Below are 26828 nucleotides of genomic sequence, written 5' to 3'. Positions count from 1 at the left end.
CGTGGGTTGCTCGTCCTATCGTGTGTCCTGCTCCGCTGTTGCCGTGCTTGGCCTGGGCGCGCCCAGCAGTCTTGCCAGCCGGGACGTGGGCCAGACTCCGAGATACATCAGTGTTCCGAAGGCGGCGAGCGCAGTCACGGCGTTGGCGGTTCGCTCATCGATCACAAGCACCAGGGTGGCGAGCGTGAGGTTGCGGATAACCGCTGTTGTCGCCAGCCCCGTGCGCGCATCCAGCAAGGCACCACCCACGCCTTGCGTGGTCACGAGCAGGAAGCACGCCGCGATCAACCAGGGGCGCTCCGGCAGTCGGGGCAACTCGTGCCAGGCCACCAGCAGGATCAGTGCGATGACCGAGAGCGTGGCGGCAGTCCCAAGAACCGCAAGACCGGGCTTCGGGAGCCACGCGTGCCGCAGCAGCAACCGGCCCAGGCGCCACGGCAGCCACAAGACGCCGACGAGTATCGAGGCCGTCACGGCGAAACGGATCAACGCGTGATCTCGATCCGCATAGGCGAGCGAGGCCAGCGGCAAGGCGATCAATGCGACGGTTGCGCCGAGCGCGAGCCTTCGGGTCATTGCGCCAGCGCTGGCACCATCGCGCAGCGCCCAGGGGACGGCCGACGTCCCCACGCCCGAGAGCACGCAGACGGCCAGTCCGAGGCTTTCATGCGAACCGATCACGCCGGCGTGGCCGAGCAGGAAAACGACGGCCAGGGGCGCGCCGTAGTGCGCCAGATAGAAAGCGACACCCGGCCGGGAGGACGGCGCGTCGTGCTGCACATAGGCTTGCGCGCCAAGGTGAAGCATCACGAGCCACGATGAAAGGGGCGCCAGCCAAGTCATCGCATTCATGACGCCAGGGCTCCGAATGTATTGATCTTGCCGGCCTGCTGATCGCGCTCGTGCAAGTGTTCGAGCAGACGCGGCATGATGTGGGCCGCATCCGCGCCCACGCCACGCAGGGTGGCTGAAGCAAAGTTGCGTTGCCTTGGAAACCCCACGAAGTAGAGGCCGGGGATGCCTTGGGCGATGCCATTGCGCTGGGCCAGGCGGTTGTCGGCGTCAATGCCGCCCAGCTCGCGAAGGTAGGAAGCATTCGGACGGAAGCCCGTTGCGAACAGCAGGGCATCCACTTGTTCTTCTGCTCCATCCGGCCAGATCACGCCGTGCGCGGTGATGCGGGTGAACATTTCCCGGCGCGGCAATCGCCCGGTCCTGATCGCGTGGCTGTATTGGCCGCTGTCGAGCACCGAGGTGCTTTGATCGTTCAGCCAGCGTGTTTGCTCCAGGCCTGTCCACTTCACCCAGAAATGGAAATCCAGCCCGAGGAAGCGCTGTGGGACGAAGCGGATCGGTTGCCGGGTGGCCAGCGTCACGCGGGCGATCCCCGCGAGTTCCGTGGCGATCTGCACGGCGGAATTGGCACCGCCGATCACGATGACGCGCTGCCCCAGGAATTCTTTTGGATTGAGGTACTCGGCACTGTGCAGCATGCGCCCGCGGAAGTGCTCTTTCCCCTCGATGGATGGAATATGGGGCATGCCGAACGCGCCAGAGGCCGCGACGACCGTTCTAGCACGATAGCGTTGGCCGCTGGACGTTACGGCTTCGAACCCGTCTTCGGTGCGAGCGACGTCCACCGCCTTTTCCCCGGTGCGGATCGGCAACCGGAATTTCCGCGCGTAGTCGTCCAGGTAGTCCACGACTTCATCGCGGCGTGGATAACGTGCCTGCGGCCCCGGAAATGGCATGCCGGGTAGCGCGGAATAACCGGCGGGCGAGAACAATTCCAGGCTGTCGTAGTAGCTTCGCCATGCGCCGCCAGAGCGGTCGGAAGCTTCCAGAATCAGGGAGCTGATTTGCTGCTGCGCGAGGTGCCAGCCCATGGCCAGGCCGGCCTGGCCGCCGCCGATGACGAGGGTTTGCAGAGTCTTCATGAGTGAGCTCTCATGGACAGGTGTGCGCATGCATGCATTCAATGGGCAAAAATGTGAGGAAGGCGATCATTTGTTTTCTGAGCCATTCGCAGGGCAGCAGTAGGGTGCGAGCTGGCCGACCTCACGCAAGATGACCTCGAACTTGCGCAGGATCGTCGGCCCATCCACCTCGTAGATGCGATGGCGTCCGGCGCGCTCCATGCGCACGATCCCGGCCTCCAGCAGCAGTTGCAGGTGCCGCGAGATCACCGAGCGCTCCTGAGGCAACTTCTCGGCGATCTGTCCCACGTCGGCCCGGCCCAGCAGCATGAGTTGCCGAAGCACGGCGACCCGCGACGGCTCCTGCAAAGCCTTGAACAGCGGATCGTCCAGCACGGCCATTGCCGAGTTGATGGCTTGGGCTCGCAGGGCGTCTTGGGTCGGGGCGCTCATCTTCTGCCGCTGAGAATAGGGGCGGGTATCGGTCATTGTATATGCATATGTGTGCATGTATAGAAATTAAAATACCAGCTGATGGACAGACCGCGCCAGCAGCCGAGTTTCCCGGAGGCATGGCCTGCGCGGACGGTGGCGGCCGGGGACTGGGCAGGACTTACTCCTCCAGGAGTGCGTCCATGCTGGGCGCACACGAGAAAAAGCCGCCGGTGCGCGGCGGCCTATCAGCCTGCGGCAAGTGCCCGGTCAGAGGCTCAGCTTCTGCTTGGCCACCACCTGCTGGTACACGGCGAATTCGTCCTTGATCTGCTGGGCGAACTGCTCGGGCGTGTTGCCGATGATGAGCGAGCCGGTGTCCTCGATACGCTTCTTGACCCCCGGGTCTTCCAGCACCTTTTTGGTGGCGGCGTTCAGCTTGTCGACGATGTCCTTGGGGGTGCCCTTGGGCGCCAGGATGCCGTAGTAGGCCATGCGGTTGACCGGCTCCAGCCCCACTTCCTTGAAGGTGGGCGTGTCGGGCAGGTCCTTCAGGCGCTCGGGCGCGGCCACGACGATGGGCACCAGCTTGCCCGACCTGATGAAGGGCAGCGCCGAGGGCAGGTTGTCGAACATGATCGGCACCTGGCCGGCCACCACGTCGTTCAGCGCCGGGCCGGCGCCGCGGTAGGGGATGTGGGTGATGAACAGGCCAGTCAGGCTCTTGTACAGCTCCATCTGCAGGTGGCCGATGCCGCCGGCGCCCGACGAGGCGAATGAATACTTGCCCGGCTCCTTTTTGATCAGCGTCACGAAGCTCTTGTAGTCCTTGGCCGGCACGGCCGGGTTGACGGCCAGCACGTTGGGCGTGGCGGCGATGTTGATCACCGGCACGAAGTCGTTCACCGGGTCGTAACCGATCTTCTTGTTGATGGCCGGGTTGGCGGCGGTGGTGGACACCGTGGCCACGCTCAGCGTGTAGCCGTCGGGCGCGGCGCGCGAAGCCTCCAGCGCGCCGATGGCGCCGCCCGCGCCGCTCTTGTTGTCCACGATCACGGGGTGGCCCAGCGCGCGGCCCAGCGGTTCGCCGACCACGCGGGCGATGATGTCGGTGGTGCCGCCGGGGGCGAAGGGCACGATCAGGCGGATGGGTTTGGTGGGGTAGGTCTGCGCCACGGCGGTGCCGGTGGCGAAGGTAGCCGCGGCGAGCGCGATCAGGTGACGGCGTTGCATGGATGGGGCCTCCTTGAGTGGTCTGGACTGAACACGGTTTGGAGCGTCGATCCTAACTGCATGTTTCAACGGGTGAGAATGAATTTCCAAGGACAAACCCTCACTGTGCCCCGCTATCCTCGCGCGGTGCACTACGCCCAGCTTCTTTTCCCGGATTTCTCGCTGATCCTGATCGGCTACCTGCTGTGCCGCCACACGGCGCTCGACCGGGCGGTGTGGCAGGCGGTGGAGCCGCTGGTGTATTTTTTTCTGTTTCCGGTGCTGCTGTTCCAGTCGATCGTGCGCACGCCGCTGGACTTGCACGCCGCCTCCGGCCTGATGGCCAGCGGGCTGGCCCTGGGCCTCGCCGGCATCGCCCTGGCCTACGCCCTGCCCCATCTGCCGCTGCTGCGCGGCCGGATCGACGCGCGCGAGCACGCCGCCAGCGCGCAGGTCGCTTTCCGCTTCAACTCCTTCATCGGCCTGGCCCTGGCCGAGCGGCTGGCAGGACCGCAGGGCCTGCAGCTCATCGCGGTGCTGATCGGCGTGTGCGTGCCGCTGTTCAACGTGGCGGCGGTGTGGCCGATGGCGCGGCACGCCGGGCGCGGCTTTGCCGGCGAGCTGGCGCGCAACCCGCTCATCATCGCCACGGCGCTGGGGCTGGCGGCCAACCTGGCCGGCCTGACCGTCCCGACCTGGCTGGCGCCCACGGTGTCGCGCATCGGCGCGGCGTCGATCGCGCTGGGCCTGATGGCCGCTGGCGCCGGCATGCAATGGCAGAGCCTGGCCCAGGGCAAGGCGCTGGGCGCGGCCCTGCTGGCGATCCGGCACCTGCTGCTGCCCGTGGTGGCCTGGCTGCTGGCCCGCGCCCTGGGGCTGGGCGCGGCGGAAACGACGGTGCTGCTCATCTTCTCGGCCCTGCCCACCTCGTCGAGCTGTTACGTGCTGGCCGCGCGCATGGGTTACAACGGCCCCTACGTGGCGGGGCTGGTGACGCTCTCGACCGTGCTCGGCGTGCTCAGCCTGCCGTGGGCGCTGGGCGTGCTGGGCCCCCTGGCGGCGCGCGGTTGACGCCGCCCCGGAATGCTATGAAAATGGCAGCATCCTGCGCAATCCCCGCGCCGACGCCATGCGCAAAAACGCTAGCAATCGCCCCCACTCAACGGCCCAGCGCCCATTGAACATGCTCGCGCACCAAGGCGCTGGGGTGCCCGGCGCGCGCCCGCAGCGCGGCGCGCAGGGGCTCGGCGCGCGCGTCGTGCGCGGGCAGCGCCGCCAGCGCATTGCCCAGGGCCACGGCCACGTTGCGCAGCCAGCGCTCGTGGCCGATGCGGCGAATGGGGCCGCCCTCGGTGCGACGCAGGAACTCGGCCTCCGACCAGCCCAACCAGTCGGCCAGCGCCGCGCCGCTCAGGCCGTCGCGCGCATCGAAGTCCGGCAGGGCACTGCGGCCGGCGTACTTGTTCCACGGGCAGGCCAGTTGGCAGTCATCGCAGCCGTACACCCGGTTGCCCATCAGCGGGCGCAGGGCCTCGTCGATGGGGCCGTCGTGCTCGATCGTCAGGTAGGAGATGCAGCGCCGCGCATCCAACCGGTGGGGCGCCACGATGGCGCGCGTGGGGCAGACGTCGATGCAGGCCTGGCAACTGCCGCAGTGGCTGCTGGCTGGTGGCGTGGCCGGCAGCGCCAGGTCGACGTAGATCTCGCCCAGAAAGAACATCGACCCCGCCTCGCGCGACAGCACCAGCGTGTGCTTGCCGCGCCAGCCCTGGCCGCTGCGCGCGGCCAGCTCGGCCTCCAGCACCGGCGCCGAGTCGGTGAACACGCGGTGGCCGAAGGGGCCGATCTCCCGCGCGATGCGCTCCTGCAGCTTCTGCAGCCGCGCGCGCAGCACCTTGTGGTAGTCGCGGCCGCGGGCGTAGAGCGACACGACGCCCTCCCGCGGGCGCTCCAGGCGCCGCAGCTCGATCGCCTGCCAGCCCTCGGGCGTGGCGCGCGGCAGGTAGTTCATGCGGGCGGTGATCACGCTCACCGTGCCCGGCACCAGCTCCGCCGGCCGCGCGCGCTTCAAGCCGTGCGCGGCCATGTAGCCCATGCCGCCATGGAACCCGGCGGCCAGCCATTGCATCAGACCGGGTTCGGCGCTGGACAGATCCACCCCCGCCACGCCGACCTGCGAAAACCCCAGCGCCCGCGCCCAGTTGCGCACGCCGGCCATCAGCGTTTCAGAATCGATTTGCGCGCCATGTCCAGTCACGCCCGGATTGTAGAAAGCCCCCCCGCCGCCCGCCTGCTGTGGCGCACCGAGGACGACACCGCCGCCTTCGCCCGGCGCCTGGCCGCCCTGCCGGGCCTGCGCAACGCCTTCATCGCCCTGCAAGGCGAGCTGGGCGCCGGGAAGACCACCTTCGTGCGCCACCTGCTGCGCGCCCTGGGCGTACAGGGCCGCATCAAGAGCCCGACCTACGCCGTGGTCGAGCCGCACGAGACGCCCGGCGGCCTGAGCGTGTCGCACTTCGACTTCTACCGCTTCGCCGACCCGCGCGAGTGGGAGGACGCGGGCTTTCGCGACCTGTTCGCCGCGCCCGGCCTGAAGCTGGCCGAATGGCCCGAACACGCCGCCACCGTGCTGCCCCCGGCCGACCTGGTGCTCCGCATCGCGCTGCAGCCCGGCGAGGCGCGCGCCGTGCACCTGGCCGCCCCCACTGGTCTGGGCGCACGCCTGCTGCGGGAGCTGACCGAATGACCCCCCCCCCCCTGCCCCCCTCGCCCGCCGCCTCCCCCCACCGCCGGCAGTTGCTGAAGACCGGTACCGTGGTGCTGCTGCTGGGCCCCCACCACATCGCGCGCGGCGCCGGCATCGTGGCGGTGCGCGTGTGGCCGGCGGAGGACTACTCGCGCGTCACCATCGAGTCCGACGCCGCCCTCAAGGCCACGCACCGCATGGTCGGCTCGCCGCCCCGGCTGGCGGTGGACATCGACGGGCTGGACCTGAACCCGGCCTTGCGCGAACTGGTGGCCAAGGTGCGGCGCGACGACCCGAACATCGCCGGCATCCGCGTCGGCCAGAACGCGCCGGGCGTGGTGCGCCTGGTGGTGGACCTCAAGCAGGACAGCAAGCCGCAGGTCTTCACCCTGGCGCCCGTGGCGGCCTACCAGCACCGGCTGGTGTTCGACCTCTACCCCGCCCACCCGCCCGACCCGCTGGAGGCGCTGATCGCCGAGCGCATGAAGGAGCTGGGCAGTGCCCCGCCCGCCGGCGCGCGCGCCGCGCCGCCGCCGGATGCCCCCGACTCGCTGGGCGAGCTGATCGCCCGCCAGATCGAGCGCGCCAACACCACGGCGCGCCCGGGCAGCACGGCCACCGCCCGCGCGCCGGCCGCGCGCCCGCCCGACGCGGCCGCGCGCACCGACCGCCTGATCATCGTCGCCCTCGACCCCGGCCACGGCGGCGAGGACCCCGGTGCCATCGGCCCCGGCGGCACGCGCGAGAAGGACGTGGTGCTGCAGGTGGCGCTGAAGCTGCGCGATCGCCTCAACAACAGCACCGTGGGCGGCAACCCCATGCGCGCCTTCCTGACGCGCGACGCCGATTTCTTCGTCCCCCTGGCCACGCGCGTGCAGAAGGCGCGGCGCGTCGGCGCCGACCTGTTCATCAGCATTCACGCCGACGCCTTCATGCGGCCCGAGGCCAGCGGCGCCAGCGTATACGCACTGTCCGAGCGCGGCGCCTCCAGCACCGCCGCGCGCTGGCTGGCCAACAAGGAGAACGACGCCGACCGCATCGGCGGCGTCAACGTCGAGGCCAAGGATTCGCTGGTGCAGCGCGCCCTGCTGGACATGAGCACCACCGCGCAGATCCGCGACAGCTTGAAGCTGGGCGACGCCATGCTGGGCCACATCGGCGGCGTCGGCCGGCTGCACAAGCGCAGCGTCGAGCGCGCCAACTTCGCCGTGCTGCGCAACCCCGACGTGCCGAGCGTGCTGGTGGAGACCGCCTTCATCAGCAACCCCGACGAGGAGCGCAAGCTGCGCAGCGAGGCCTACCAGAACGACCTGGCCAACGCGCTCATCAGCGGCATCCAGAAGTACTTCGCCGCCAATCCGCCGCTGGCGCGCAGCCGACAGGTGTAGCGCCGGGCGCGCATGTGCCACCGCGGGCACGGCCGCTGCGCCACACTCGGGCATCGACGCCAACGACAAGGAGACCCTATGGCACAACCGCACCTCGCCTCCGGCCAGCTCGGCAGCGTGCTGCCCCTGGGCGCGCAGCTGGCCAGCACGCCCTCCCACGCGCTGCTCAAGGCCGCGCAGCTCGAAGTCATGCGCGTGGTGCTGCGCGCCGGCAAGGCCATGCCCGAACACCGCGTGGCGGGCGAGATCACCGTGCAATGCCTGGAAGGCGTGGTCGATTTCCGCGCTGGCGCCGACGTGCACCGCCTGCGCGCGGGCGACTTCCTGCACCTGGCCGGCGGCGTGCCGCACGAACTCACCGCGCGCGAGGACGCCTCGCTGCTGGTGACGATCTGCCTGCTGCCGGCGTGACGCTTGTATGTTCAGACCAGACCAGACCAGCACGGTAGAGTTTGGTTGCCGTTGAGGCGGCCAGACCGGTCCGTGCAGCCTGGTATGCGCTGGGGCTTTGAAGCCCGTGTCTGAGTACATCGCGCACGGCCACCGTGCTGGTCTTCCTGAAGCCCGAACGGTTACGCGCGCCGGTTCGCCCGAGAGCGCATTCACAAGCAAGGGATCTGAAGACCATGTCTGTTTCCTCTTATATCTTTCAAATAATTCAAACTTCAGTGGTCGAAGTGCAGGCAAGCACGTCGATCAGTGAACGGGTTGACTCGCCATTGCGCAGCCTGGGTCTCCTGCGAGCCCGAGCTCGAACCACAGCACAGGGCGCGCGGTGGTGGTCTTTTTGTTCTGCTGCATCCCGAATGGTTGATCGAACACATTTCGTATTCATAAGGCTGGGAGCCGGAGAACTGCTATGAGTGAACCTGTCTACGTGGGTATCGATGTCGCCAAGGCCAGCTTCGAGGTGGCTGCCAGCGGCGAGGCGCAAACCTTGAGTCTGGGCAACGACGAGGCGGGCCACGCCGAGTTGTGCCAGGTGCTGGTACCGCTGGCACCGCGCCTGATCCTGCTGGAGGCCACGGGCGGCCATGAGCGACTGCTGGCGCTTGCGCTGGCTGCGGCGGGCCTGCGCGTTTCGGTCATCAACCCGCGCCAGGCACGCGACTTCGCCCGCTGCACGGGCAAGCTGGCCAAGACCGATCGCATCGACGCGCAGGTGTTGCGCGGCTTCGCCGCCTTGCTGGACGCGCAGGGTCATGAGCCGCGTGCGCTGCTCGATGCGCAGCAGCGCGAACTCACCGCGCTGGTGACGCGCCGACGTCAGTTGGTCGCCATGCTGGTGGCCGAGCGCCAGCGCCTGGCGCTGGCCCATCCGAAGGCCAAGGCCAGCATCCTGGCGATCATGGATGCGATCGCCGCCCAGCTCCACGACGTGGACGGGCAGCTGCGCGAACACGTGCGGGCTCACCACGCTGACCTGGCCAAACTGCTGACCTCCGTCAAAGGCGTTGGCCCCACGACAGCCAGCACGCTCCTGGCGCAGCTGCCTGAACTCGGTCACCTCAACCGCAGGCAGATCACCTCGCTGGTGGGCTTGGCCCCGATGAACCGCGACTCGGGCACCTTGCGCGGGCAGCGTCATATCTTCGGCGGGCGCTCCGACGTGCGTCGCGTGCTCTACGTGGCCGCGCTCGTCGGTACACGCTTCAATCCAGTGCTCAAAGCCTTCTACGCAAAGCTGCTGGTGGCGGGCAAACCCAAGAAGGTCGCCCTCGTGGCCTGCATGCACAAACTGCTGATCATCCTGAACGCCATCGCTCGCACCAAGTCGCCTTGGCGCAACGAGATCGCAGGGATAGCTTGAGTTAGTCATTCAAGATGGTTGCTGTGGTGGTGGGCATCGACGTCGCCAAGGCGCACGTGGATGTCTGGGTGCTGGGCACCAAGCTCGATGTCCAGCGTTTCGACAATGAGGCCGAAGCTCATTCGGCGCTGGCGGCGGCGCTGAAGCCACTGGACGTGGCGCTGGTGGTGATGGAGGCCACCGGGGGCTACGAGGCGGCGCTGGCCTGTGCGCTGCAGGCAGCGGGCTTGCCCGTGGCGGTGGTCAATCCGCGCCAGACGCGCGACTTCGCCAAGTCCATGGGACGGCTGGCCAAGACCGACCGCATCGACGCGCGCATGCTGGCCGCGTTTGCCGCTGTATTGGTGCGCCGCGACGACCTGGCCAGCTTCATCCGCCCCCTGGCGGATCAAGAGCAGCAGGCGCTGGCTGCGATGGTCACGCGCAGGCGCCAGCTCGTGACGATGATGCTGTCCGAGCGCCAGCGGCTGCAGTTGGCCATTGCCGTCGTGCGCCCGAGCATCGAGGCCATGATCGAGGCGATCCGCAAGCAGCTCGATGACGTGGAGGCCCAGATGGTCGGCCACGTCCAGGCGCACCACGCCGAGTTGGACAAGCTGCTGCGCTCGGCCAGCGGCATCGGCCCGGTGGCCAGCGCCACCCTGATCGCTGAATTGCCGGAACTGGGCAAGCTCAACCGCCGCGAGATCGCGGCCTTGGTCGGCGTGGCCCCGATGGCCAACGACTCGGCAACTCGAAGGGGCGACGGCGCGTGCAGGGCGGGCGCTTCGAGATACGCCGCGTGCTCTACATGGCCACGCTCACGGCTGCACGCCACAACCCGGCCATCAAGTGCTTCCATGACCGGCTGCTGGCAGCAGGCAAGCTGCCCAAGGTCGCTCTGGTGGCCTGCATGCGCAAGCTCCTGACCACGCTCAACGTCATGGTCAAAACCAACAAACCTTGGGATAAATCCCTTCACGGCACTTGACTCGAAAGACAGTTACTCAGACCGCCTGCCGTTCCGCCCGCCCGGCCTTCCACCCGCCGTAGAGGGCGATCAGCCCCGGCACCAGGATCAGCGCCCAGATGATCTTGCTCAGGTGGGTCTGCACCCACGGCAGGTTGCCGAACAGGTAGCCCGCCGTGACCAGCCCCAGCACCCAGATCAGCGCGCCCACCACGTTGAACAGCGTGAACTTGCCGCGGCTCATCTCCGCCACGCCCGCCACGAAGGGCACGAAGGTGCGGATGAAGGGCATGAAGCGCGCCAGGATCACCGTCACGCCGCCATGGCGCTCGTAGAACTGGTGCGCGCGGTCGAAGGCCTGGCGGTTAAAGAAGCGCGAGTTCTCCCACTGGAACACCTTCGGCCCGAAGTAGCGCCCGATGCTGTAGTTGCACTGGTCGCCCAGGATCGCCGCCACCAGCAGCACCGCGCACGCCGCCGCATAGTCGAGATGGCCCGCGCCGGCCAGCGCGCCCACCACGAACAGCAGCGAATCGCCGGGCAGGAAGGGCATCACCACCACCCCCGTCTCGACGAACACGATGAGAAACAGCAGCGCGTACACCCACGCGCCGTATTGCGCCACGAACGCGCCCAGGTATCTGTCGACGTGCAGGATGAAGTCGACCAGTTGCATCACGATGTCCATGGGCGGGATTATCCCGGCTGCCTGCCACTGGCTTTCTAGAATCCCGCCATGACCCTCTCCACCCCCCGCCGCCCCATCCGCGAATTGCCCGACGAGCTGATCAGCCAGATCGCCGCCGGCGAGGTGGTCGAGCGCCCGGCCTCGGTGGTGCGCGAGCTGCTGGACAACGCGCTGGACGCCGGCGCCACCCAGGTCACGCTGCGCCTGGCCGCCGGCGGCGTGCGGCTGATCGCGGTGGAGGACGACGGCGCCGGCATCGCGCCCGGCGAGATGGCGACCGCGCTCAGGCGCCACGCCACCAGCAAGATCGCCAGCCTGCGCGACCTGGAAGCCGTGGGCACCATGGGCTTTCGCGGCGAGGCGCTGGCCGCCATCAACTCGATCGCCGAGCTCTCGCTGTTCTCGCGCACCGACGGCCAGCCGGCCGCCCACCTGCTGAACGGCCGCACCGGCGAGCTGGGGCCCGCCGCACGCGCGGTCGGCACCACGGTGGAGGTCAAGGAGCTGTTCTTCAGCGTGCCGGCGCGGCGCAAGTTCCTCAAGACCGACGCCACCGAGCTGGCCCACTGCATCGAGGCCGTGCGCCGCCACGCCCTGGCGCGGCCCGACGTCGCCTTCGCCATCTGGCACGACGGCAGGCTGATCGAGCAATGGCGCCGCCAGCCGGGCGAAGCGGGGCGGGACCAGCGCCTGGCCGACGTGCTGGGCGAGGACTTCCTGACCGAATCGGTGGCCGTGGACCACCACGCCGGCGCGCTGCGCGTCAGCGGCCGCGCCGGCCTGCCCGACCACGCCCGCTCGCGCGCCGACCAGCAGTTCGCCTACGTCAACGGCCGCTTCGTGCGCGACAAGGTCATCACCCACGCCGCGCGCGGCGCTTACGAGGACGTGCTGCACGGCCAGCGCCAGCCGGTGTACGTGCTGTACGTGGACATCGACCCCGCCCGCGTGGACGTCAACGTGCACCCCACCAAGATCGAGGTGCGCTTTCGCGACAGCCGCGAAGTGCACCAGGCCGTGCGCCACGCGGTCGAGAACGCGCTGGCCGCGCCGCGCGCCGCCCTGCTGGCGCGGCAAGCCGACGCCGCGGCCGAGGCAGCCGCTCCCGGCTGGCGCGGTGCCCTGCCCGCCCCGGCGCCGGATTTCAAGCCTTTTCAGCCCCAGGCCCGCATCCCGTTTGCGCCGCAAGCTATTGATTCAGTAGCGTCACACCGGCACGCCGTGGCCGAGCTGCAGGCGCTGTGGCAACCCGCCGCGCCCGCGCCCCCGGCCGCTGAACCGCCCGCCGACTGGCCGCTGGGCCGCGCCCTCGCGCAACTGCACGGCATCTACATCCTGGCCGAGAACCGCCAGGGCCTGGTCATCGTCGACATGCACGCCGCGCACGAGCGCATCGTCTACGAACGGCTCAAGGCCCAATGGGACGGCAACGCGAAGGGGCAAGGGGTGGCCAGCCAGCCCTTGCTGATCCCCGCGCCCTTCGCCGCCACGCCGCAGGAAGCGGCCACCGCCGAGGCCTGCGCCGGCGTGCTGGCCGCGCTGGGGCTGGAGGTCACGCCCTTCTCGCCGCGCACCCTGGCGGTGCGCGCCGTGCCCGCCGCGCTGGCCGATGGCGACCCGGTGGAGCTGGCGCGCGGCGTGCTGGCCGAGCTGGCCCAGCACGAGGCCAGCACCGTGGTGCAGCGCGCCCGGCACGAGCTGCTGGCCACCATGGCCTGCCACGGCGCCGTGCGCGCCAACCGCCGCCTGACGGGCGAGGAGATGAACGCCCTGCTGCGCCAGATGGAAGCCACCGAGCGCTCCGACCAGTGCAACCACGGCCGCCCCACCTGGCGCCAGCTCACGCTGCGCGAGCTGGACGCGCTGTTCCTGCGGGGCCGCTGAAAGCCCGTGCAAAACTACGATATTGATAGCTGTTCACGCAGTATCCACGCTGGCTAGACGCCAATTTCACTTGAAATCAAGCCCGAGGCCCCGGAGCCTCGGGCAGCAGGCAGGCCTCGGCCACCTGCAGGTCGTTGTCGCGGGCGAAGCCCATCACGAAGTCCCAGGCCATGGGCTCGTGGTCCTGTAGCGCGCGGTTCACGACCACGCACTTGACGCCGTTCAGGGACGTGGGCACGCACCAGGGCGAATAGGCGATGTGCCCGCCCGGCCGCCGCGCCCCGCCGCCGGGGCGGAACTGCGCCATCACGCCGGCCAGGCGCTCGGCCCAGTCGCTGGGGCGGAAGGTCCGCCCGTCGCGCGTGACGCCCTGGATGAAAACTTCGCTGCTGGAGGGGGTGGCGGTCATGGGGCGCGGAGGATGTCGCGGGTTCGGGTGGGCCGCTCGGCCTCGCTCGTGGCGTGCTGCGGGGCAGCAAAATTCTATCTGCTGGCGGCCCGGCCAGCGCATCGCTGTCATGCGAAACCTGCAACCGCGGCGGCGCGCAGGGACCCTAGAATGCACTTCAGCGGGCCGCGTCGGCCCGATTCTTTTTTGCCCAGCCCCAGGAGCCGCCCCGTGACCGAGCACATCGAAGCCGCCTCGCCCCACCTGATGAACACCTACGCCCGCCTGCCGGTGGCCATGGCGCGCGGCCAGGGCTCCCGGATCTGGGACGTCAACGGCAAGAGCTACCTGGACGGCCTGGGCGGCATCGCCGTCAACACGCTGGGCCACGCGCATCCCCGGCTGGTGCCGGCGCTGCAGGAGCAGATCGCCACGCTGATCCACTGTTCCAACTACTACCACGTGCCGGGCGCCGAGAAGCTGGCCGCCAAACTGGTGGCGCTGTCGGGCATGACCAACGCGTTCTTCTGCTGCACCGGGCTGGAGGCCAACGAGGCGGCGCTCAAGCTGGCGCGCAAGTTCGGCCACGACAAGGGCATCGACAAGCCGCAGATCGTCGTCTACGAGAAGGCCTTCCACGGCCGCAGCATCGCCACGCTCAGCGCCACGGGCAACCCGAAGGTGCAGGCCGGCTTCGGGCCGCTGGTGGAGGGCTTCATCCGCGTGCCGATGAACGACATCGAGGCCCTGAAGAAAGCCACCGAGGGCAACCCCGACGTGGTGGCCGTGTTCTTCGAGACCATCCAGGGCGAAGGCGGCATCAACCCGATGCGCATCGACTACCTGAAGCAGCTGCGCCAGCTCTGCGACGAGCGCGACTGGCTGATGATGATCGACGAGGTGCAGTGCGGCATGGGCCGCACGGGCAAGTGGTTCGCGCACCAGTGGGCCGGCATCGTGCCCGACGTGATGCCGCTGGCCAAGGGCCTGGGCTCGGGCGTGCCGATCGGTGCCGTGGTGGCCGGCCCCAGGGCGGCGCGGATCTTCCAGCCCGGCAACCACGGCACCACTTTTGGCGGTAACCCGCTGGCCATGCGCGCCGGCCTGGAGACGATCCGCATCATGGAAGAGGACGGCCTGCTGGACAACGCGGTCCAGGTCGGCACGCACCTGAAGGCGTCGCTGGAGAACGCTTTCGCCGGCAACCCCGGCGTGAAGGAGGTGCGCGGCCAGGGCCTGATGCTCGGCATCGAGTTGACCAGGCCCTGCGGCGTGCTGGCGCAGCGCGCGCTGGACGCCGGCCTGCTGCTCAGCGTGACCGCTGACACCGTGGTGCGCCTGGTGCCGCCGCTGATCCTGACGCGGGCCGAGGCCGACGAGATCGTCGCCATCCTGGTGCCGCTGATCGAAGCCTTCCTGACGGAATGAACGGACCCGCCGTGATGACCACCACGCCCCCCCTCCAGCACTACCTGCAGTTCTCCGACCTCACGGCCAGCGACTACGCCTACCTGTTCGAGCGCGCGGCGCTGATCAAGCGCAAGTTCAAGGCCTACGAAAAGCACCACACGCTGTGCGACCGCACCCTGGCCATGATCTTCGAGAAGGCCAGCACGCGCACGCGCGTGAGCTTCGAGGCCGGCATGTACCAGATGGGCGGCAGCGTGGTGCACCTGACCAGCGAAGGCAGCCAGCTCGGCCGCAGCGAGCCGATCGAGGACACGGCGCGCGTCATCAGCCGCATGACCGACATCGTGATGATCCGCACCTTCGAGCAGGCGCGCATCGCGCGCTTCGCCGAGTATTCGCGCGTGCCCGTCATCAACGGCCTGACCAACGAATACCACCCGTGCCAGATCCTGGCCGACCTGTTCACCTTCATCGAGCAGCGCGGCTCCATCCAGGGCAAGACCGTCGCCTGGGTGGGCGACGGCAACAACATGGCCAACACCTGGCTGCAGGCCGCCGACTTGCTGGACTTCACCGTGCACGTCAGCACGCCTGGCGGCTACGAGGTCGATGAGAAGCTGGCCTTTGGCGCCAGACCGCCACGCGCCGGCTGCTACAAGGTATTCGGGAACCCGCTGGACGCCTGCCGCGGCGCCGACCTGGTGACCACCGACGTGTGGACCAGCATGGGCTACGAGGCCGAGAACGAGGCGCGCCGACTGGCCTTTGCCGACTGGTGCGTGGACGCCGAGATGATGGCCGCCGCCAAGCCGGATGCCCTGTTCATGCACTGCCTGCCCGCGCACCGCGGCGAGGAAGTCAGCGCCGAGGTCATCGACGGCCCGCAGTCGGTGGTGTGGGACGAGGCCGAGAACCGCATGCACGTGCAGAAGGCGCTGATGGAGTACCTGCTGCTGGGCCGGCTGGACTGACGCGCAGCGCAGCCCCTCGCCGGCAGCGCGTTCAGCGGCCCGCCGCCGTGCCCTGCGGACAAAGCAGCATCTGCGTACAGCGGAACACGGCGATGGCCTTGCCGGTGGCCGCGTCACGCACCTCGGCGTCCCAGACCTGCGTGCTGCGCCCGGCATGCCACAGGCGCGCCTCGCACTCCACGCGCCCCTGCCGCACCGTTCCGGCGAAGTTGGCCTTCAACTCGATGGTGGTGAAACCGGTTGCGCCCACGGGCAGGGACGCAAGACAGCCGAAACCGCAGGCGCTGTCGGCCAGCGCCACCACGCTTGCCGCGTGCAGGTAGCCGGTGGGCGCCAGGTGGTGCGGCTTCACAACGACATGCCCACGCACCAAACCATGCCGAGCCTCGTCCCACTCGAAGCCCAGCAGGCCCGGCAGCGAGCCGGCCTGCGCCGCGTGAAGTGTGGTGGCGTTCCCGCTCATGCGCGCGCTCCCGCCGGGCTGGACTGGCGCAGCATGACGCCCACCGCCAACACGTTGAGGGCGACGCCCAGCCAGATCGGCCACTGGTAGCTGTGCCGCAGGTCGAAGGCAAAGCCGGCCGCGGTGGGCCCGGCCAGCGTGCCCACCGCCACGCTGGTGTACAGCGCGCCGATGATGCCGCTCACGCTGCGGCCGCCGAAGTGGTCCATCACCACGGCCGGCAACACGGCCACCCAGGCGCCGTACACCGTGCCGTACACCAGCGCGAAGGCGGCCAGCGCCCAGAACCCACTGGCCAGCGCCCACCCGGCCAGCGCCAGCGCCATGCCGGCAAACAGCGCCAGCAGCGCGCGGCCACGGCCGATGCGGTCCAGCAGGCCGCCCAGCAGGAATCGCCCCGCCGTGCTGCCGATGCCGATCAGGCCCAGCAGCAGCACCGCCGACGCCAGCGGCACGCCGTGCGCCTCTGCATAGGGCACCAGATGCACGAAGGGCAGGAACACACTGAACGAGCACAACAGGCAGGCCGCATAAAGGCGCCAGAACGCCGGCGCGCGCAACGCCTCGCACACCGTGGCGCCCTGCGCCGCCCGCGCCGCCGCGCCGGCGTTCGGCGGGTCGCCGTCCGGCCCCAGGCCGTGGCGCCGGGGGTCGTCCTCCACCAGCCACGCCGCCGCCAGGCCCAACACCAGTGCCAGCACGCCCAGGCTCAGGTAAGCACCGCGCCAGCCCAGCCGCTCGACCAGCAGCGCGGCCAGTGGCGGCAGCAGCAGCGTGCCCACCCCGATGCCGCTCACCGCCAGGCCCGACGCCAGCCCGCGCCGCCGCGTGAACCAGCGCTGCACCGCGCCCAGCACCGGCACATAGGCCAGGCCCACACCCAAGCCCACGCCCAGCCCATAGGCCAGATAGACCTGCTCCAGCCGTTGCGCCAGGCCGGCCAACGCCAGGCCCAGCCCCACCAGCAGCATGCCCGCCAGCGCGAGCCGCCGCGCCCCAAAACGGTCGGCCAGCGGCCCACTCAGCACGCCCAGCCCGAAGTAAAGAAAGCCCGCCAGCGAAAACACCAGCGAAGCCGCGCCGCGCGAGGCCCCGAAGGCTTGCTGCAGCGGCGCGACGAACACGCTGAAGGTGTAGGCGCTCCCAAAGCCCACCAGCGTGACCCCGAAAGCGCCCGCCACCACCCGCCAGCCGCGGAACATGCCGGCCTGGGTGGCCAACGGGTTCGCATCAGTGGAGCTGCATTGAATCCGTGTCATGTGGATGGCTTCAAAAAGGGTGTTGATATGGCGTATTCTTCCCTTTGCGGCACCCGTCTTCAAGCGAGAAATCGGCGCCTGCATCGTTGAGAATTTCTAAACCATGAGTGACCCACTACCCCCCTTGAACGCGCTGCGTGCCTTCGAAGCCACGGCGCGCCACCTCTCGGTCAAGAAGGCCGCCGAGGAACTGCACGTCACGCCGGGGGCGGTGAGCCAACTGCTCAAGGGCCTGGAGGCGCGGGTGGGCACCGCGCTGCTGCGGCGCGCCCACCGGGCCGTGTTTCTCACCGACGCCGGTCAGAACTACCTGCCGCCGGTGCGCAGTGCCCTGACGCAGTTGGCCGAAGCCACCCGCCGCATCGCCAGCGCGACCGATGGCGGCACCCTGAGCGTGAGCACCACGCCCTCGTTCGCCGCCACCTGGCTGGTGCCGCGGCTGCCCACGTTCCAGCAGGCGCACCCGGCCATCGACCTGCGTCTGCTGACCGGCAAGGGCCTGGTGGACTTCACACGCGACGACGTGGACGTCGCCATTCGGCACGGGCTGGGTCGCTACCCTGGCCTGCGCAGCGAGCGGCTGTTCGCGGTGGAACTGGTCCCTGTGGCCGCACCCGAATTGACGGAGCGGCAGGGCCGGCCGCGCAGCGCCGATGCGCTGGCGAACTGGCCGCTGCTGCACGATGCCGAGCGCCAGGACTGGCCGCTGTGGCTGCAGGCGCAGGGCGTGCCCGCGGCCCCGCCGCCGCGCGGCCCGGCCTTCGACGACCCTGGGCTGCTGCGTCAGGCCGCCATCGCCGGCCAGGGCGCGGCACTGCTGGCCGCCGCGCTGGTCGAGGCCGACATCGCGCAGGACCGGCTGTCGCGCCTGTGGGACGCGGCGTGGCCCGAAGCCTTTGCCTATTACCTGGTGTACCCGCCGAGCAGCGCGGCACGGCCCAAGGTGGCGGCGTTCCGCGACTGGGCGCTGGCCGCGGCGGCGCCGGGCGACACGCCGGATGCATCGGCACTTGCGCGGGATGCATCGGGCCGGACAGGCTTGATCGCTATCTTTAACGTAGCTGACAGCGCTTGACGGGTACGGGCTGCAAGGCGATTTGGCCAATAAACGCGGCGCGGCCAGGCGGGTATTCAGTCCGGCAGTCGCGTGATCCCCGGTGTCGCCCAGCGACCGTCCACCGCTGGTGCCTGCGGCAGGTACAAGCGCAGGCTCAGGTTGAAGGAGCCCGCCGGGGCCGGCAGCCAGTTGGATTCCTTGTCCTTGCCGGGCGAGGCGTGCTGGATGTGGATGTCCAGCGAGCCGTCGGCGTTGAACACCAGCGGATCGCGGTCGCCGATGGCGTGGCGGCCGAGCGGGTTGGCGACGAAGAACTGGTCGGTGCCGTACATCGTCAGCGACCAGAAGGCGTCCGCCGGCGGCGCCTGGCCCGGCTCGAAGTGCAGCACGTAGCGCGCGGCGCCGGTGAGGAGCTGGCCGTCGCCGTCGACCGCCGCGCCGGGGTAGATGGCCTCCTCCGGTGGCAGCGCGCCCAGCCCGCGGTAGGCGGTGAAGCCGCGCAGCAGATAGTCGTTGCCATAGGTGCCGGTCATGCCGGCGGCGCGGGTCCAGCCGTGGCGCTGCTGGCGCAGCGCGTTGCCGCGGTCGATCATGCGCTGGTAGGCGTCGGGCGCGGCCCGCGCCAGGGCGCGCTGCACGGCGGGATCGGCGCGCGCCAGATCGAACCCCTGGCCCGCGACCAGGCCGAGGCGCTCCATGCGCAGCAGCACGGCATGGTCGGCGGCATGGGGCGGGTGGCGCTTCATCAGTTCAGCGAACAGCGCGAAGAAAGCGCCCGACTCCAGCCGGCTCACCTGCTCGGCGGGCGCGCTCATGTCGATGGCGGCATCGACGCGCCCCGTCGCCCCGGCCTGCGGCTGGCCCCAAGCCGACAGCGGAGCGGCCTTCAGGCCCGCCTGGAGACCGTGCACGTGGCCGTAGTCGGCCGCGCCATTGGTCTGGATGCGCCCGATGATCCAGCCAACCTCGGTCGGGCTGACGATGGCGCGCATGCCCGCCGGCAGGCTGCCCTTCCAGCGCGGGCCGACCAAGGCGAAGAGGCCGCCGCCGTTGCCGGTGGTGCGCGTGCCGAGCGCGGCGAAGACGTCGGTCCACATGTCCATGAAGGGGATCACGTGGTAGCGCCCGCCGGTGTCGGGCAGCGCCAGCACCAGCGGCTCCTGGCCGACGTCGAACCACAGCATCGAGTACAGCGTGTCGGCATTGGGGCGCACCACGTCCTTGAAGTCGGCGTCCGGGTAGGCCGTGGCATGCGCGAACTGGTTCATGGGCGCGCGCAGCAGGGCGCCATCGGGCCGCGCCACGTTGGTGGCCACGCGGCGCGTCAGCTCCATCAGCACCAGCGGGTAGGCGTAGGTGTAGGCCTCGATGCCGATGGCGTGGGCCTCGGCCTCGGTGATCGGGTGGCTCGCATGGTTGCTCATTCAGGGTCTCCTGGGTTGTTGTCTCGGGCCATGGATCGGCGTCCTGACTCGGTAGCCGATGCGTCGTCTCGCGGCGGCGAACGCTAAATTAGTGGCGCAGGCACGGCCGGTCTGTCAATCCACGGACAATCCGCCGCTCGCGGTCAGCGCGCTCCGGGGCATTCTGGCCGAGAATGGCCGGCTTCATGGCGACAACGACCCGATCCCCCGGCGCAGAGGAGCACGAAGCGCTGGATTTCGACCTCCTGGACGACCGCGTGCGGGCGCTGCGGCGCTGCTCGCTGTTCGCCCATTGGCCGCCGGAGCGGCTGACCGAGGCGGCCGTGGCCGTCCAGGTCCGGCGCTACGCGCGCGGCGCGCAGGTGTTCGCGGGCAACCCGCAGCGGCGCGAGGTCTTCGTCGTCGCCTCCGGCCGCATCGAGGTCAGCCGCGGCACGGCCAGCGGCAAGAGGTTCGCGCGCAACATCATCGGCCCGGGCGAGATCCTGGGCTTGATCCGCCTGCTGGCGCGCGTGCCGCTGCACTACGACTACCACGCCTACGACGACAGCGTGCTGCTGCATCTGCCCAGCGACGCGCTGATGGGCAGCCTCGACGCCGAGCCGATCCTGTGGCGCGACCTCGCCCTGCTGCTGTGCGAGCGCCACGGGGAGAACATGCGCTTTCTCAACGACCAGGCGCTGGGCACTCTGGAGCAGCGCATGGCCGCGGCCCTGGTCGAGCTGGCGGGGATGCACGGCCTGATCGAGGATGGCGTCATGGAGCTGGGGCTGCGCCTGCCGCAGGAGCAGTTGGGCGCCATGCTGGGCGTGACGCGCCAGAGCGTGAACCGGGTCCTGCGCGCCCTGGAACATAGGGGCACCATCGGCACGGACTACAACCGCATCATCATCCGCGACTTCTCGGCGCTGTGCGACGTCGCCGCGCGGCGCGGCTGAACGCACCCAGCGCCCCATCGATCACGCGCCATGCACGGGGCGCGGACGGGTGCCGAATCGGTCATTTCAGCCGCGCGACTTCCACGACGGCCGGCGTGGCCGGTTGTTCGGCGCCCGGCGCTTCGCGCCGCACCAGGTAGATGCCGCTGGCGATGATGATGGCCGCGCCCGCCAGCGTCCACGGATCGGGCGCCGCGTGCCAGAACAGCCAGTCGATCAGCACGGCCCAGGCCAGCGCGCTGTATTCGAAGGGCGCCACCGCCGCGGCCTGCCCGTGGCGGAAGGCCTCCGAAATCGCCAGTTGCCCCAGAAAGCCCGAGACGGCCAGCCCGGACAGCAGCAGCGCGTGCTCCGACCGCACGGGGGTCCACTGCGGCAGCGCCAGCACGCCACCGAACACGGCCATGCAGACCGTGGTCCAGAGCACCAGGCTGGAGCTGGGCTCCGTGCGGCTGATGAGCCGGCCCAGGACGTTGAACACGGCATAACAGACGGCCGCCCCCAACGCCGCCAGCGCTCCCGCCGACAGGAAGACCATTTGGCTGGGGCGCAGCGCCACCACCACGCCCACGAAACCCACGGCGATGGCCGCCCAGTGCCGGGGCCTCACGCGCTCGCCCAGCACCGGAACGGCCAGGACCGCGACCAGCAGCGGCGCCACGAAGCTCAGCGTATAGGCCTCGGCCAGGCCCAGCGTGCGCAGCGACGTGGTGAACAGCGCCAGCATGAGCACACCGATGAGGCCGCGCAGCAGATGCAGGCCCCAGCGCAGATGGCGGCCCGTGGCGGCCCTGAACTCGCGCCGCCAGAGGACGTACAGGCCCACCAGTGGCAGCGCGGTCAGCCCGCGCAGGGACGTGACCTGCAGCGGCGGATAGTGGCCGGCCAGCGCTTTCATGAGCGCGTCCATGCAAGCGAACATGGCGCAGGCCGCCAGCATCGCGGCGATGCTGCGCGGGTTTCCGGACAGGGGCATGGGACTGGCCTCGGATACGCCGCCGCTTTAGCGCAGGAACAGGAACGTCATGGCGGCGAACAGCGGCACCAGGATCGCGCCGCTCCAGGCCATGTAGCCGAAGAAGCCGGGCATCCTCACGCCGCGGTCCTCGGCGATGGCCTTGATCATCAAGTTGGGGGCGTTGCCGATGTAGGTGTTGGCGCCCATGAAGACGGCGCCGGCGCTGATGGCCGCCAGGGTGCCGGCCAGCGGCCCCATCAGTTCGGCCGCGTCGCCGCCGGCGGTGTTGAAGAACACCAGGTAGGTCGGCGCGTTGTCGAGGAAGGAACTGAGCAGGCCCGTGGCCCAAAAGTACATGGCCGCGTCGGGCGTGCCGTCGGCGCGGGTGACGGCGCGCACGACGGCGCCGAAGGGACCCTGGGCGCCCGCCTGCAGCATGGCGATGACCGGGATGATGGTCAGGAAGATGCCGGCGAAGAGCTTCGCCACCTCCTGCATCGGCCCCCAGCCGAACTGGTTGGCCTCGTGCACGCGCCGGGGCGTGAGGACCAGCGACGCGGCGGTCACGGCGATGAGCCCTGCGTCGCGCACCAGCCCGGGCAGGCCGACGGGGGTGCCCATCACGTCGAATTCGATGCCGGGCTTCCACAGCCCGCTCATCAGCACCAGGCCGACGACGGCGGCCAGCAGCGCGAAGTTGGCGGCGCCGTCGAAGCCGAAGCGGGGCGTGTCGGGCGTGGGGTCGGGCCGGGCCGCGCCCTGCCGGCGCGCCAGCCAAGTGTCGAGCACGAAGAAGAGGGCCAGCAGCGCCGCCATCATGAACACGGTGTCCGGCAGGATGTGGCGCGCGGTCCAGAAGAAATCGACGCCCTTGAGGAAGCCCAGGAACAGCGGCGGATCGCCCAGCGGCGTGAGCGAGCCGCCGATGTTGCCGACGATGAAGATGAAGAAGACGACGACGTGCGCGCAGCCGGGGCGGTGGTCGTTGGCGCGGATGAGCGGGCGGATGAGGAGCATGGACGCGCCGGTGGTACCCATGACGCTGGCCAGCATGCCGCCCGCCAGCAGGATGCCGGTGTTGAGCAGCGGCGTGCCGTGCAGGTTGCCGCGCACGTGGATGCCGCCGGAGACGGTGAACAGCGCGGTCAGCAGCAGGATGAAGGGCACGTATTCGGCCAGCAGCGCGTGCACCAGCCCGGCGGCGGCCGTGCCCGGGCCGAAGACGAGCGCGAAGGGAACGAAGAACGCCAGCGCCCAGCCCACGGCGATCTTGCCGAAATGGTGGTGCCACATCCGCGGCGCCAGCAGCGGCCAGAGGGCGATGGACAGCAGGATGCCAGCGAAGGGCACGCCCCACAGCACGGACAACTGGCTGCCGTCCAGCCCGGCGGCCTGGGCGGGCGCGGCCAGGGCCAGCAGCGCGGCCAGGCCTGGGATGCGGCGCCAGCGCGGGCGAGGATCGGTCGTCGGCCTGGGATTCATGATGAAAAACAAACCAAAATCGTGTCTAGCCAGCGCCGATATTGAACTGACTGCTATTAAATAAGGAGCATCACATCATCACCGGCGGCGGCCGGATGACGGGGCCGCTGGGCGGCGCGGCCGGCGCGGGCAGGTCGAACACCTGGCGCAGGTAGCTCAGGTAGCCCTCGTCCTCGACCATGGTCTTGCCCGGCGTGTCCGAGATCTTGGCCACGGGCTGGCCGTTGCACTGCACCATCTTCAGCACGATCTGCAGGGCCTCGGGGCCGAGGTCGTTGGTGAGGTTGGTGCCGACGCCGAAGGCGACCTGGATGCGGCCGTGGAAGCGCTCGAACAGCTCGATGCAGCGCGGGATGGTCAGCCCGTCGCTGAAGATGATGGTCTTGGTGCGCGGGTCGCAGCGGTTGGCGGCGTAGTGCTCGATCATGCGTTCGCCCCAGACGAAGGGGTCGCCGGAGTCGTGCCGCGCGCCGTCGAACAGCTTGCAGAAGTACATGTCGAAGTCGCGCAGGAAGGCGTTCATGCCGTACACGTCCGACAGGGCGATGCCGAGGTCGCCCCGGTATTCCTGCGCCCACTTCTCGAAGCCGTAGACCTGGCTGTCGCGCAGGCGCGGGCCGAGCGCCTGGCAGGCCTGCAGGTACTCGTGCGCCATGGTGCCCATGGGGCGCAGGCCCAACTCCTTGGCGAACAGCACGTTGCTGGTGCCGGTGAGCTGCCCGCCTTCGCCCGTGCCAAGGCCGGCCTTCAGGATCTCCAGCACCTCGCGGTGCCATGCGCGCGAGAAGCGCCGGCGCGTGCCGTAGTCGGCAATCTTCAACTCGGGCTGGCGGGGCGCCTGCAACTGGGCGATCTTGGCGTCGAGGCGCCGGCGCCCTTCGTTCAGGTCCAGTCCCGGCTGCGTGTGGCGGTAGAACACCTCGCTGACGATGGCCAGCACCGGGATCTCGAACAGGATGGTGTGCAGCCAGGGGCCGCGCACGCGGATGTCGATCTCGCCGTTGTCCAGCGGGGTGAGGGTGATGTGCTTGTCGCTCAGCCTGAACAGGCCGAGGAAGTCGATGAAATCGCTTTTGATGAAGCGCAGGCTGCCCATGTAGGCCAGCTCGTCCTCGGAAAAGCGCAGGCTGCACAGGTGGCGGATCTCGTCGTGCATCTCGTGGATGTAGGGCGCGAGCTGCGCGCCCGGCGTGCGGCACTTGAACTTGTACTCCACCTGCGCCGCCGGAAACTGGTGCAGCACCGCCTGCATCATGGTGAACTTGTACAGGTCGGTGTCGAGCAGGCTTTCGATGATCATGGCTGGCCCTGGCCGACCCAGTGAGTAAAGGATTCGACCGGCTCGCGCGGCGTGAAGTAAGTATTGACCGGCGCGTCCAGGTCCGGCCAGCCCAGCGACATGCCGCACACCAGCATCTCCTCGGCGCTGGCGCCGATGTGCGGCAGAATGATGGAGCCGAAGTGGTTCCACGCCGCCTGCGGACAGGTGTGCAGGCCGCGCGCCCGGGCGGCGACCATGACGTTCTGCAGGAACATGCCGTAGTCCATCAGGCTGCCCTGCCCCATCACGCGGTCGAGGGTGAACATCAGGCCCACCGGCGCGTCGAAGAAGCGGAAGTTGCGCTGGTGCTGGGCGTGCATCGCGTCCTTGTCGCCCTTGCCGATGCCCAGCAGGCCGTACAGGCTCCAGCCGTTCTGGCGCCGGCGGCCCAGGTAGGGCTCGACCCAGTGGCGCGGGTAGTAGTCGTAGTCCTCGCGGTACTTGGTCTCCAGCTCGGGGTGCTCGCGCAGCGCGTCGTGCGCCTCGCAGACCTTGGCGACCAGCTCGTCCTTGGCCGCGCCCTCCAGCACATACACGCGCCAAGGCTGGCTGTTGGTGCCGGAGGGCGCGCGGCTGGCCACGCGCAGGATGTTCTCCAGCGTCTCGCGCGGCACGGGCCGCGGCAGGAAGGCGCGCGCGCAGAAACGGTTCTCGATGGCCGCGTCCACGCTGGCGGGGTCGTGGATCGGCGCGCTTACTTGGGACATCGAAGCTGCTCCAGGACGGACTTGAGCGCGGCCGGCAGCGGCACCGGCCGCTGCGTGGCGCGATCGACGTAGACGTGCACGAAGTGGCCCTGCGCGGCGGTGGTCTCGGCGCCCTCGGCGAACAGGCCGACCTCGTAGCGCACGCTGGACGAGCCGATGTGCGCCACGCGGATGCCGGCCTCGACGTTCTGCGGGAAGGCCAGCGGGGCGAAGTACTGGCACTGCGTCTCGATCACGAAGCCGATGGTGCCGCCGCTGGCGGTGTCGAGCACGCCCCGCTCGATCAGGAGCGCGTTGACGGCGGTGTCGAACCACGAGTAATAGACGACGTTGTTGACGTGGCCGTACTGGTCGTTGTCCATCCAGCGGGTGGTGATGGTGCGGAAGGCGCGGTAGCTGCCGCGGTGCTCGGGCCGGGGTCGTGCGGACTGGTTCATCGCGCCCCATTCTGCCAGCGGCGCCAGTACTCCAGCGCGACGCCAAAGGTGTTCATCTGCGCCTGCACCGTGGTGGCGATGTCGCGGCCGTAGCCGCCGGCCATGGACAGGGCCAGCGGCAGCCGACGCCGCCAGGCCCAGTCGAACACGCGGCGGTCGCGCGCCTGCAGCCCATCGTGGCTCAGCCGCAGGCGGCCGAGCCGATCGCCCTCGTGCGGGTCGGCGCCGGCCAGGTAGAACACGAGGTCGGCGTCGAAGCGCGCCTCCAGCTCGGCCAGGGCCAGCTCCAGCGCGTGCAGGTATTCGTCGTCGCCCGTGCCGTCGGGCAGGCCCACGTCCAGGTCGCCCGCCACCTTGCGGAACGGGAAGTTCTTCTCGCCGTGCAGCGACAGCGTGAACACCGACGCATCGCCCGCGAAGATGGCCGCCGTGCCGTTGCCCTGGTGCACGTCCAGGTCGATCACGGCCACGCGCGGCGGGCGGGCGCTGGGTTGGCGACGCGTGTGCTCGGCCTGCATCAGGCGCGCGGCCACGGCCACGTCGTTGAACACGCAGTAGCCGCTGCCACCGCCGGCGCCGGCGTGGTGCGTGCCGCCGGCCAGGTTGGCGGCCACGCCCTCGGCCCGCGCCGCGCGGGCGGCGGCGATGGTGGCGCCGACCGAGCGGCGCGAGCGCTCGACCATGGCCTCGCTCCACGGAAAGCCGATCTCGCGCTGCGCGCGCGCATCCAGCGTGCCGCGCGCCACGGCGTCGATGTAGGCCGGCGCGTGCGCCAGCGCCAGCTGGCCGTCCGTGGCGGGCTCGGCGGGCCCGAGGGTGACGGCGGGTAGTTCCGCCGCGACCCGCTCGCGCAGCCGCGCGTACTTACCCATCGGAAAGCGATGACCCGGCGGCAGCGGCAGCACGAAGCGGATGGAATAGAACGCCTTCACCTCACGCCTCCCGATCCCGCCAGACGGCTCGCCGCAGGGGTTAGAACGCCGCGTCT

Annotated in this window: 26 protein-coding genes and 1 pseudogene; 11 read left to right on the top strand and 16 right to left on the bottom strand. The window is 69.7% G+C overall.

The features are described from left to right. Positions 1 to 15: 15 nt before the first annotated feature. From IPG65_RS14405 to IPG65_RS14390, 4 genes are all read right to left on the bottom strand, one after another. Positions 16 to 852, bottom strand: coding sequence for a hypothetical protein (locus IPG65_RS14405; RefSeq protein ID WP_293191072.1), 837 nt, complete (start codon positions 850 to 852; stop codon positions 16 to 18). Beyond that, positions 849 to 1937, bottom strand: coding sequence for an NAD(P)-binding domain-containing protein (locus tag IPG65_RS14400; protein WP_293191070.1), 1089 nt, complete (start codon positions 1935 to 1937; stop codon positions 849 to 851). Before IPG65_RS14400 ends, IPG65_RS14405 begins: the two co-directional genes overlap by 4 nt. A gap of 66 nt (positions 1938 to 2003) precedes the next feature. Continuing rightward, on the bottom strand, positions 2004 to 2405 hold the full coding sequence (locus IPG65_RS14395; protein ID WP_293191068.1) for a metalloregulator ArsR/SmtB family transcription factor: 402 nt from the start codon (positions 2403 to 2405) through the stop codon (positions 2004 to 2006). A 213-nt stretch (positions 2406 to 2618) separates the two neighbouring features. Continuing rightward, a complete protein-coding gene (locus tag IPG65_RS14390; RefSeq protein WP_293191066.1) occupies positions 2619 to 3581 on the bottom strand; it encodes a tripartite tricarboxylate transporter substrate binding protein BugE in 963 nt (320 codons plus the stop codon). A 126-nt stretch (positions 3582 to 3707) separates the two neighbouring features. Between IPG65_RS14390 and IPG65_RS14385 the strand changes: the two genes are divergently transcribed. Then, positions 3708 to 4631 carry an AEC family transporter gene (locus IPG65_RS14385; RefSeq protein ID WP_293192990.1) on the top strand — a complete coding sequence of 308 codons (924 nt, stop codon included), beginning with the start codon at positions 3708 to 3710 and terminating at the stop codon, positions 4629 to 4631. A gap of 88 nt (positions 4632 to 4719) precedes the next feature. Here IPG65_RS14385 and queG read toward each other — a convergent pair whose 3' ends face one another. Continuing rightward, positions 4720 to 5778 carry a tRNA epoxyqueuosine(34) reductase QueG gene (queG, locus tag IPG65_RS14380; protein WP_293192988.1) on the bottom strand — a complete coding sequence of 353 codons (1059 nt, stop codon included), beginning with the start codon at positions 5776 to 5778 and terminating at the stop codon, positions 4720 to 4722. A gap of 27 nt (positions 5779 to 5805) precedes the next feature. Here queG and tsaE point away from each other — a divergent pair, with 27 nt between their 5' ends. From tsaE to IPG65_RS14355, 5 genes and pseudogenes are all read left to right on the top strand, one after another. After that, entirely contained in the window at positions 5806 to 6306 is a 501-nt protein-coding gene (tsaE, locus tag IPG65_RS14375) for a tRNA (adenosine(37)-N6)-threonylcarbamoyltransferase complex ATPase subunit type 1 TsaE (protein WP_293191064.1), read from the top strand. Further along, positions 6303 to 7694, top strand: coding sequence for an N-acetylmuramoyl-L-alanine amidase (locus IPG65_RS14370; RefSeq protein ID WP_293191062.1), 1392 nt, complete (start codon positions 6303 to 6305; stop codon positions 7692 to 7694). The genes tsaE and IPG65_RS14370 overlap by 4 nt, the downstream gene beginning before the upstream one ends. 78 nt (positions 7695 to 7772) lie before the next feature. Beyond that, the gene (locus tag IPG65_RS14365; protein ID WP_293191060.1) at positions 7773 to 8105 is read left to right on the top strand and encodes a cupin domain-containing protein; all 333 of its coding nucleotides are present in this window, start codon (positions 7773 to 7775) and stop codon (positions 8103 to 8105) included. A gap of 448 nt (positions 8106 to 8553) precedes the next feature. After that, entirely contained in the window at positions 8554 to 9504 is a 951-nt protein-coding gene (locus IPG65_RS14360; RefSeq protein ID WP_293188396.1) for an IS110 family transposase, read from the top strand. Positions 9505 to 9518: 14 nt separating this feature from the next. Beyond that, positions 9519 to 10474, top strand: a pseudogene (locus IPG65_RS14355) (IS110 family transposase). Between the two features lie 16 nt (positions 10475 to 10490). Here the strand turns inward: IPG65_RS14355 and IPG65_RS14350 are convergent. Then, positions 10491 to 11141 (bottom strand): DedA family protein, encoded by a 651-nt coding sequence (locus IPG65_RS14350; protein ID WP_293191058.1) that lies wholly within the window; start codon positions 11139 to 11141, stop codon positions 10491 to 10493. Positions 11142 to 11189: 48 nt separating this feature from the next. Here IPG65_RS14350 and mutL point away from each other — a divergent pair, with 48 nt between their 5' ends. Further along, on the top strand, positions 11190 to 13025 hold the full coding sequence (gene mutL, locus IPG65_RS14345; protein WP_293191056.1) for a DNA mismatch repair endonuclease MutL: 1836 nt from the start codon (positions 11190 to 11192) through the stop codon (positions 13023 to 13025). 76 nt (positions 13026 to 13101) lie between these two features. Here the strand turns inward: mutL and IPG65_RS14340 are convergent, their stop codons facing one another. Continuing rightward, positions 13102 to 13434, bottom strand: a complete 333-nt coding sequence (locus IPG65_RS14340) for a DUF3579 domain-containing protein (RefSeq protein ID WP_293191054.1) — start codon at positions 13432 to 13434, stop codon at positions 13102 to 13104. A 210-nt stretch (positions 13435 to 13644) separates the two neighbouring features. On the opposite strand from IPG65_RS14340, the gene IPG65_RS14335 reads away from it, so the two are divergent. Beyond that, the gene (locus tag IPG65_RS14335; RefSeq protein WP_293191052.1) at positions 13645 to 14841 is read left to right on the top strand and encodes an aspartate aminotransferase family protein; all 1197 of its coding nucleotides are present in this window, start codon (positions 13645 to 13647) and stop codon (positions 14839 to 14841) included. Between the two features lie 14 nt (positions 14842 to 14855). After that, entirely contained in the window at positions 14856 to 15794 is a 939-nt protein-coding gene (gene argF / locus IPG65_RS14330; protein ID WP_293192985.1) for an ornithine carbamoyltransferase, read from the top strand. A 31-nt stretch (positions 15795 to 15825) separates the two neighbouring features. Here the strand turns inward: argF and IPG65_RS14325 are convergent, their stop codons facing one another. After that, on the bottom strand, positions 15826 to 16257 hold the full coding sequence (locus tag IPG65_RS14325; RefSeq protein WP_293191050.1) for a PaaI family thioesterase: 432 nt from the start codon (positions 16255 to 16257) through the stop codon (positions 15826 to 15828). Next, positions 16254 to 17516 carry an MFS transporter gene (locus IPG65_RS14320; RefSeq protein WP_293191048.1) on the bottom strand — a complete coding sequence of 421 codons (1263 nt, stop codon included), beginning with the start codon at positions 17514 to 17516 and terminating at the stop codon, positions 16254 to 16256. Before IPG65_RS14320 ends, IPG65_RS14325 begins: the two co-directional genes overlap by 4 nt. Positions 17517 to 17619: 103 nt before the next feature. On the opposite strand from IPG65_RS14320, the gene gcvA reads away from it, so the two are divergent. After that, positions 17620 to 18591 (top strand): transcriptional regulator GcvA, encoded by a 972-nt coding sequence (gene gcvA / locus IPG65_RS14315; RefSeq protein ID WP_293191046.1) that lies wholly within the window; start codon positions 17620 to 17622, stop codon positions 18589 to 18591. 56 nt (positions 18592 to 18647) lie between these two features. On the opposite strand, the gene IPG65_RS14310 is transcribed toward gcvA, so the two are convergent. Further along, complete coding sequence (locus tag IPG65_RS14310) at positions 18648 to 19997, bottom strand: DUF1254 domain-containing protein (protein WP_293191044.1); 1350 nt, start codon at positions 19995 to 19997, stop codon at positions 18648 to 18650. Positions 19998 to 20182: 185 nt separating this feature from the next. Here IPG65_RS14310 and IPG65_RS14305 point away from each other — a divergent pair, with 185 nt between their 5' ends. Next, a complete protein-coding gene (locus IPG65_RS14305; protein WP_293191042.1) occupies positions 20183 to 20935 on the top strand; it encodes a Crp/Fnr family transcriptional regulator in 753 nt (250 codons plus the stop codon). A 61-nt stretch (positions 20936 to 20996) separates the two neighbouring features. Here the strand turns inward: IPG65_RS14305 and IPG65_RS14300 are convergent, their stop codons facing one another. The 6 genes from IPG65_RS14300 to IPG65_RS14275 form a co-directional block, all read right to left on the bottom strand. Further along, a complete protein-coding gene (locus IPG65_RS14300; protein ID WP_293191040.1) occupies positions 20997 to 21911 on the bottom strand; it encodes a DMT family transporter in 915 nt (304 codons plus the stop codon). A 27-nt stretch (positions 21912 to 21938) separates the two neighbouring features. Next, complete coding sequence (locus IPG65_RS14295; RefSeq protein ID WP_293191038.1) at positions 21939 to 23375, bottom strand: sodium:proton antiporter; 1437 nt, start codon at positions 23373 to 23375, stop codon at positions 21939 to 21941. 70 nt (positions 23376 to 23445) lie between these two features. Continuing rightward, positions 23446 to 24675 carry a nicotinate phosphoribosyltransferase gene (pncB, locus tag IPG65_RS14290; protein ID WP_293191036.1) on the bottom strand — a complete coding sequence of 410 codons (1230 nt, stop codon included), beginning with the start codon at positions 24673 to 24675 and terminating at the stop codon, positions 23446 to 23448. Then, positions 24672 to 25403, bottom strand: a complete 732-nt coding sequence (locus IPG65_RS14285; RefSeq protein ID WP_293191034.1) for a nitroreductase — start codon at positions 25401 to 25403, stop codon at positions 24672 to 24674. The genes pncB and IPG65_RS14285 overlap by 4 nt, the downstream gene beginning before the upstream one ends. Continuing rightward, positions 25391 to 25840 (bottom strand): thioesterase family protein, encoded by a 450-nt coding sequence (locus IPG65_RS14280; RefSeq protein ID WP_293191032.1) that lies wholly within the window; start codon positions 25838 to 25840, stop codon positions 25391 to 25393. Before IPG65_RS14280 ends, IPG65_RS14285 begins: the two co-directional genes overlap by 13 nt. Next, on the bottom strand, positions 25837 to 26772 hold the full coding sequence (locus IPG65_RS14275; protein WP_293191030.1) for a histone deacetylase: 936 nt from the start codon (positions 26770 to 26772) through the stop codon (positions 25837 to 25839). Before IPG65_RS14275 ends, IPG65_RS14280 begins: the two co-directional genes overlap by 4 nt. Positions 26773 to 26828: the final 56 nt, after the last annotated feature.

This window comes from Ottowia sp. (assembly GCF_016703145.1).
Taxonomy (GTDB): Bacteria; Pseudomonadota; Gammaproteobacteria; order Burkholderiales; family Burkholderiaceae_C; genus Ottowia.
The sequence above is the reverse complement of the archived record's forward strand: the minus strand, read 5'-3'. Positions and strand labels throughout refer to the sequence as shown.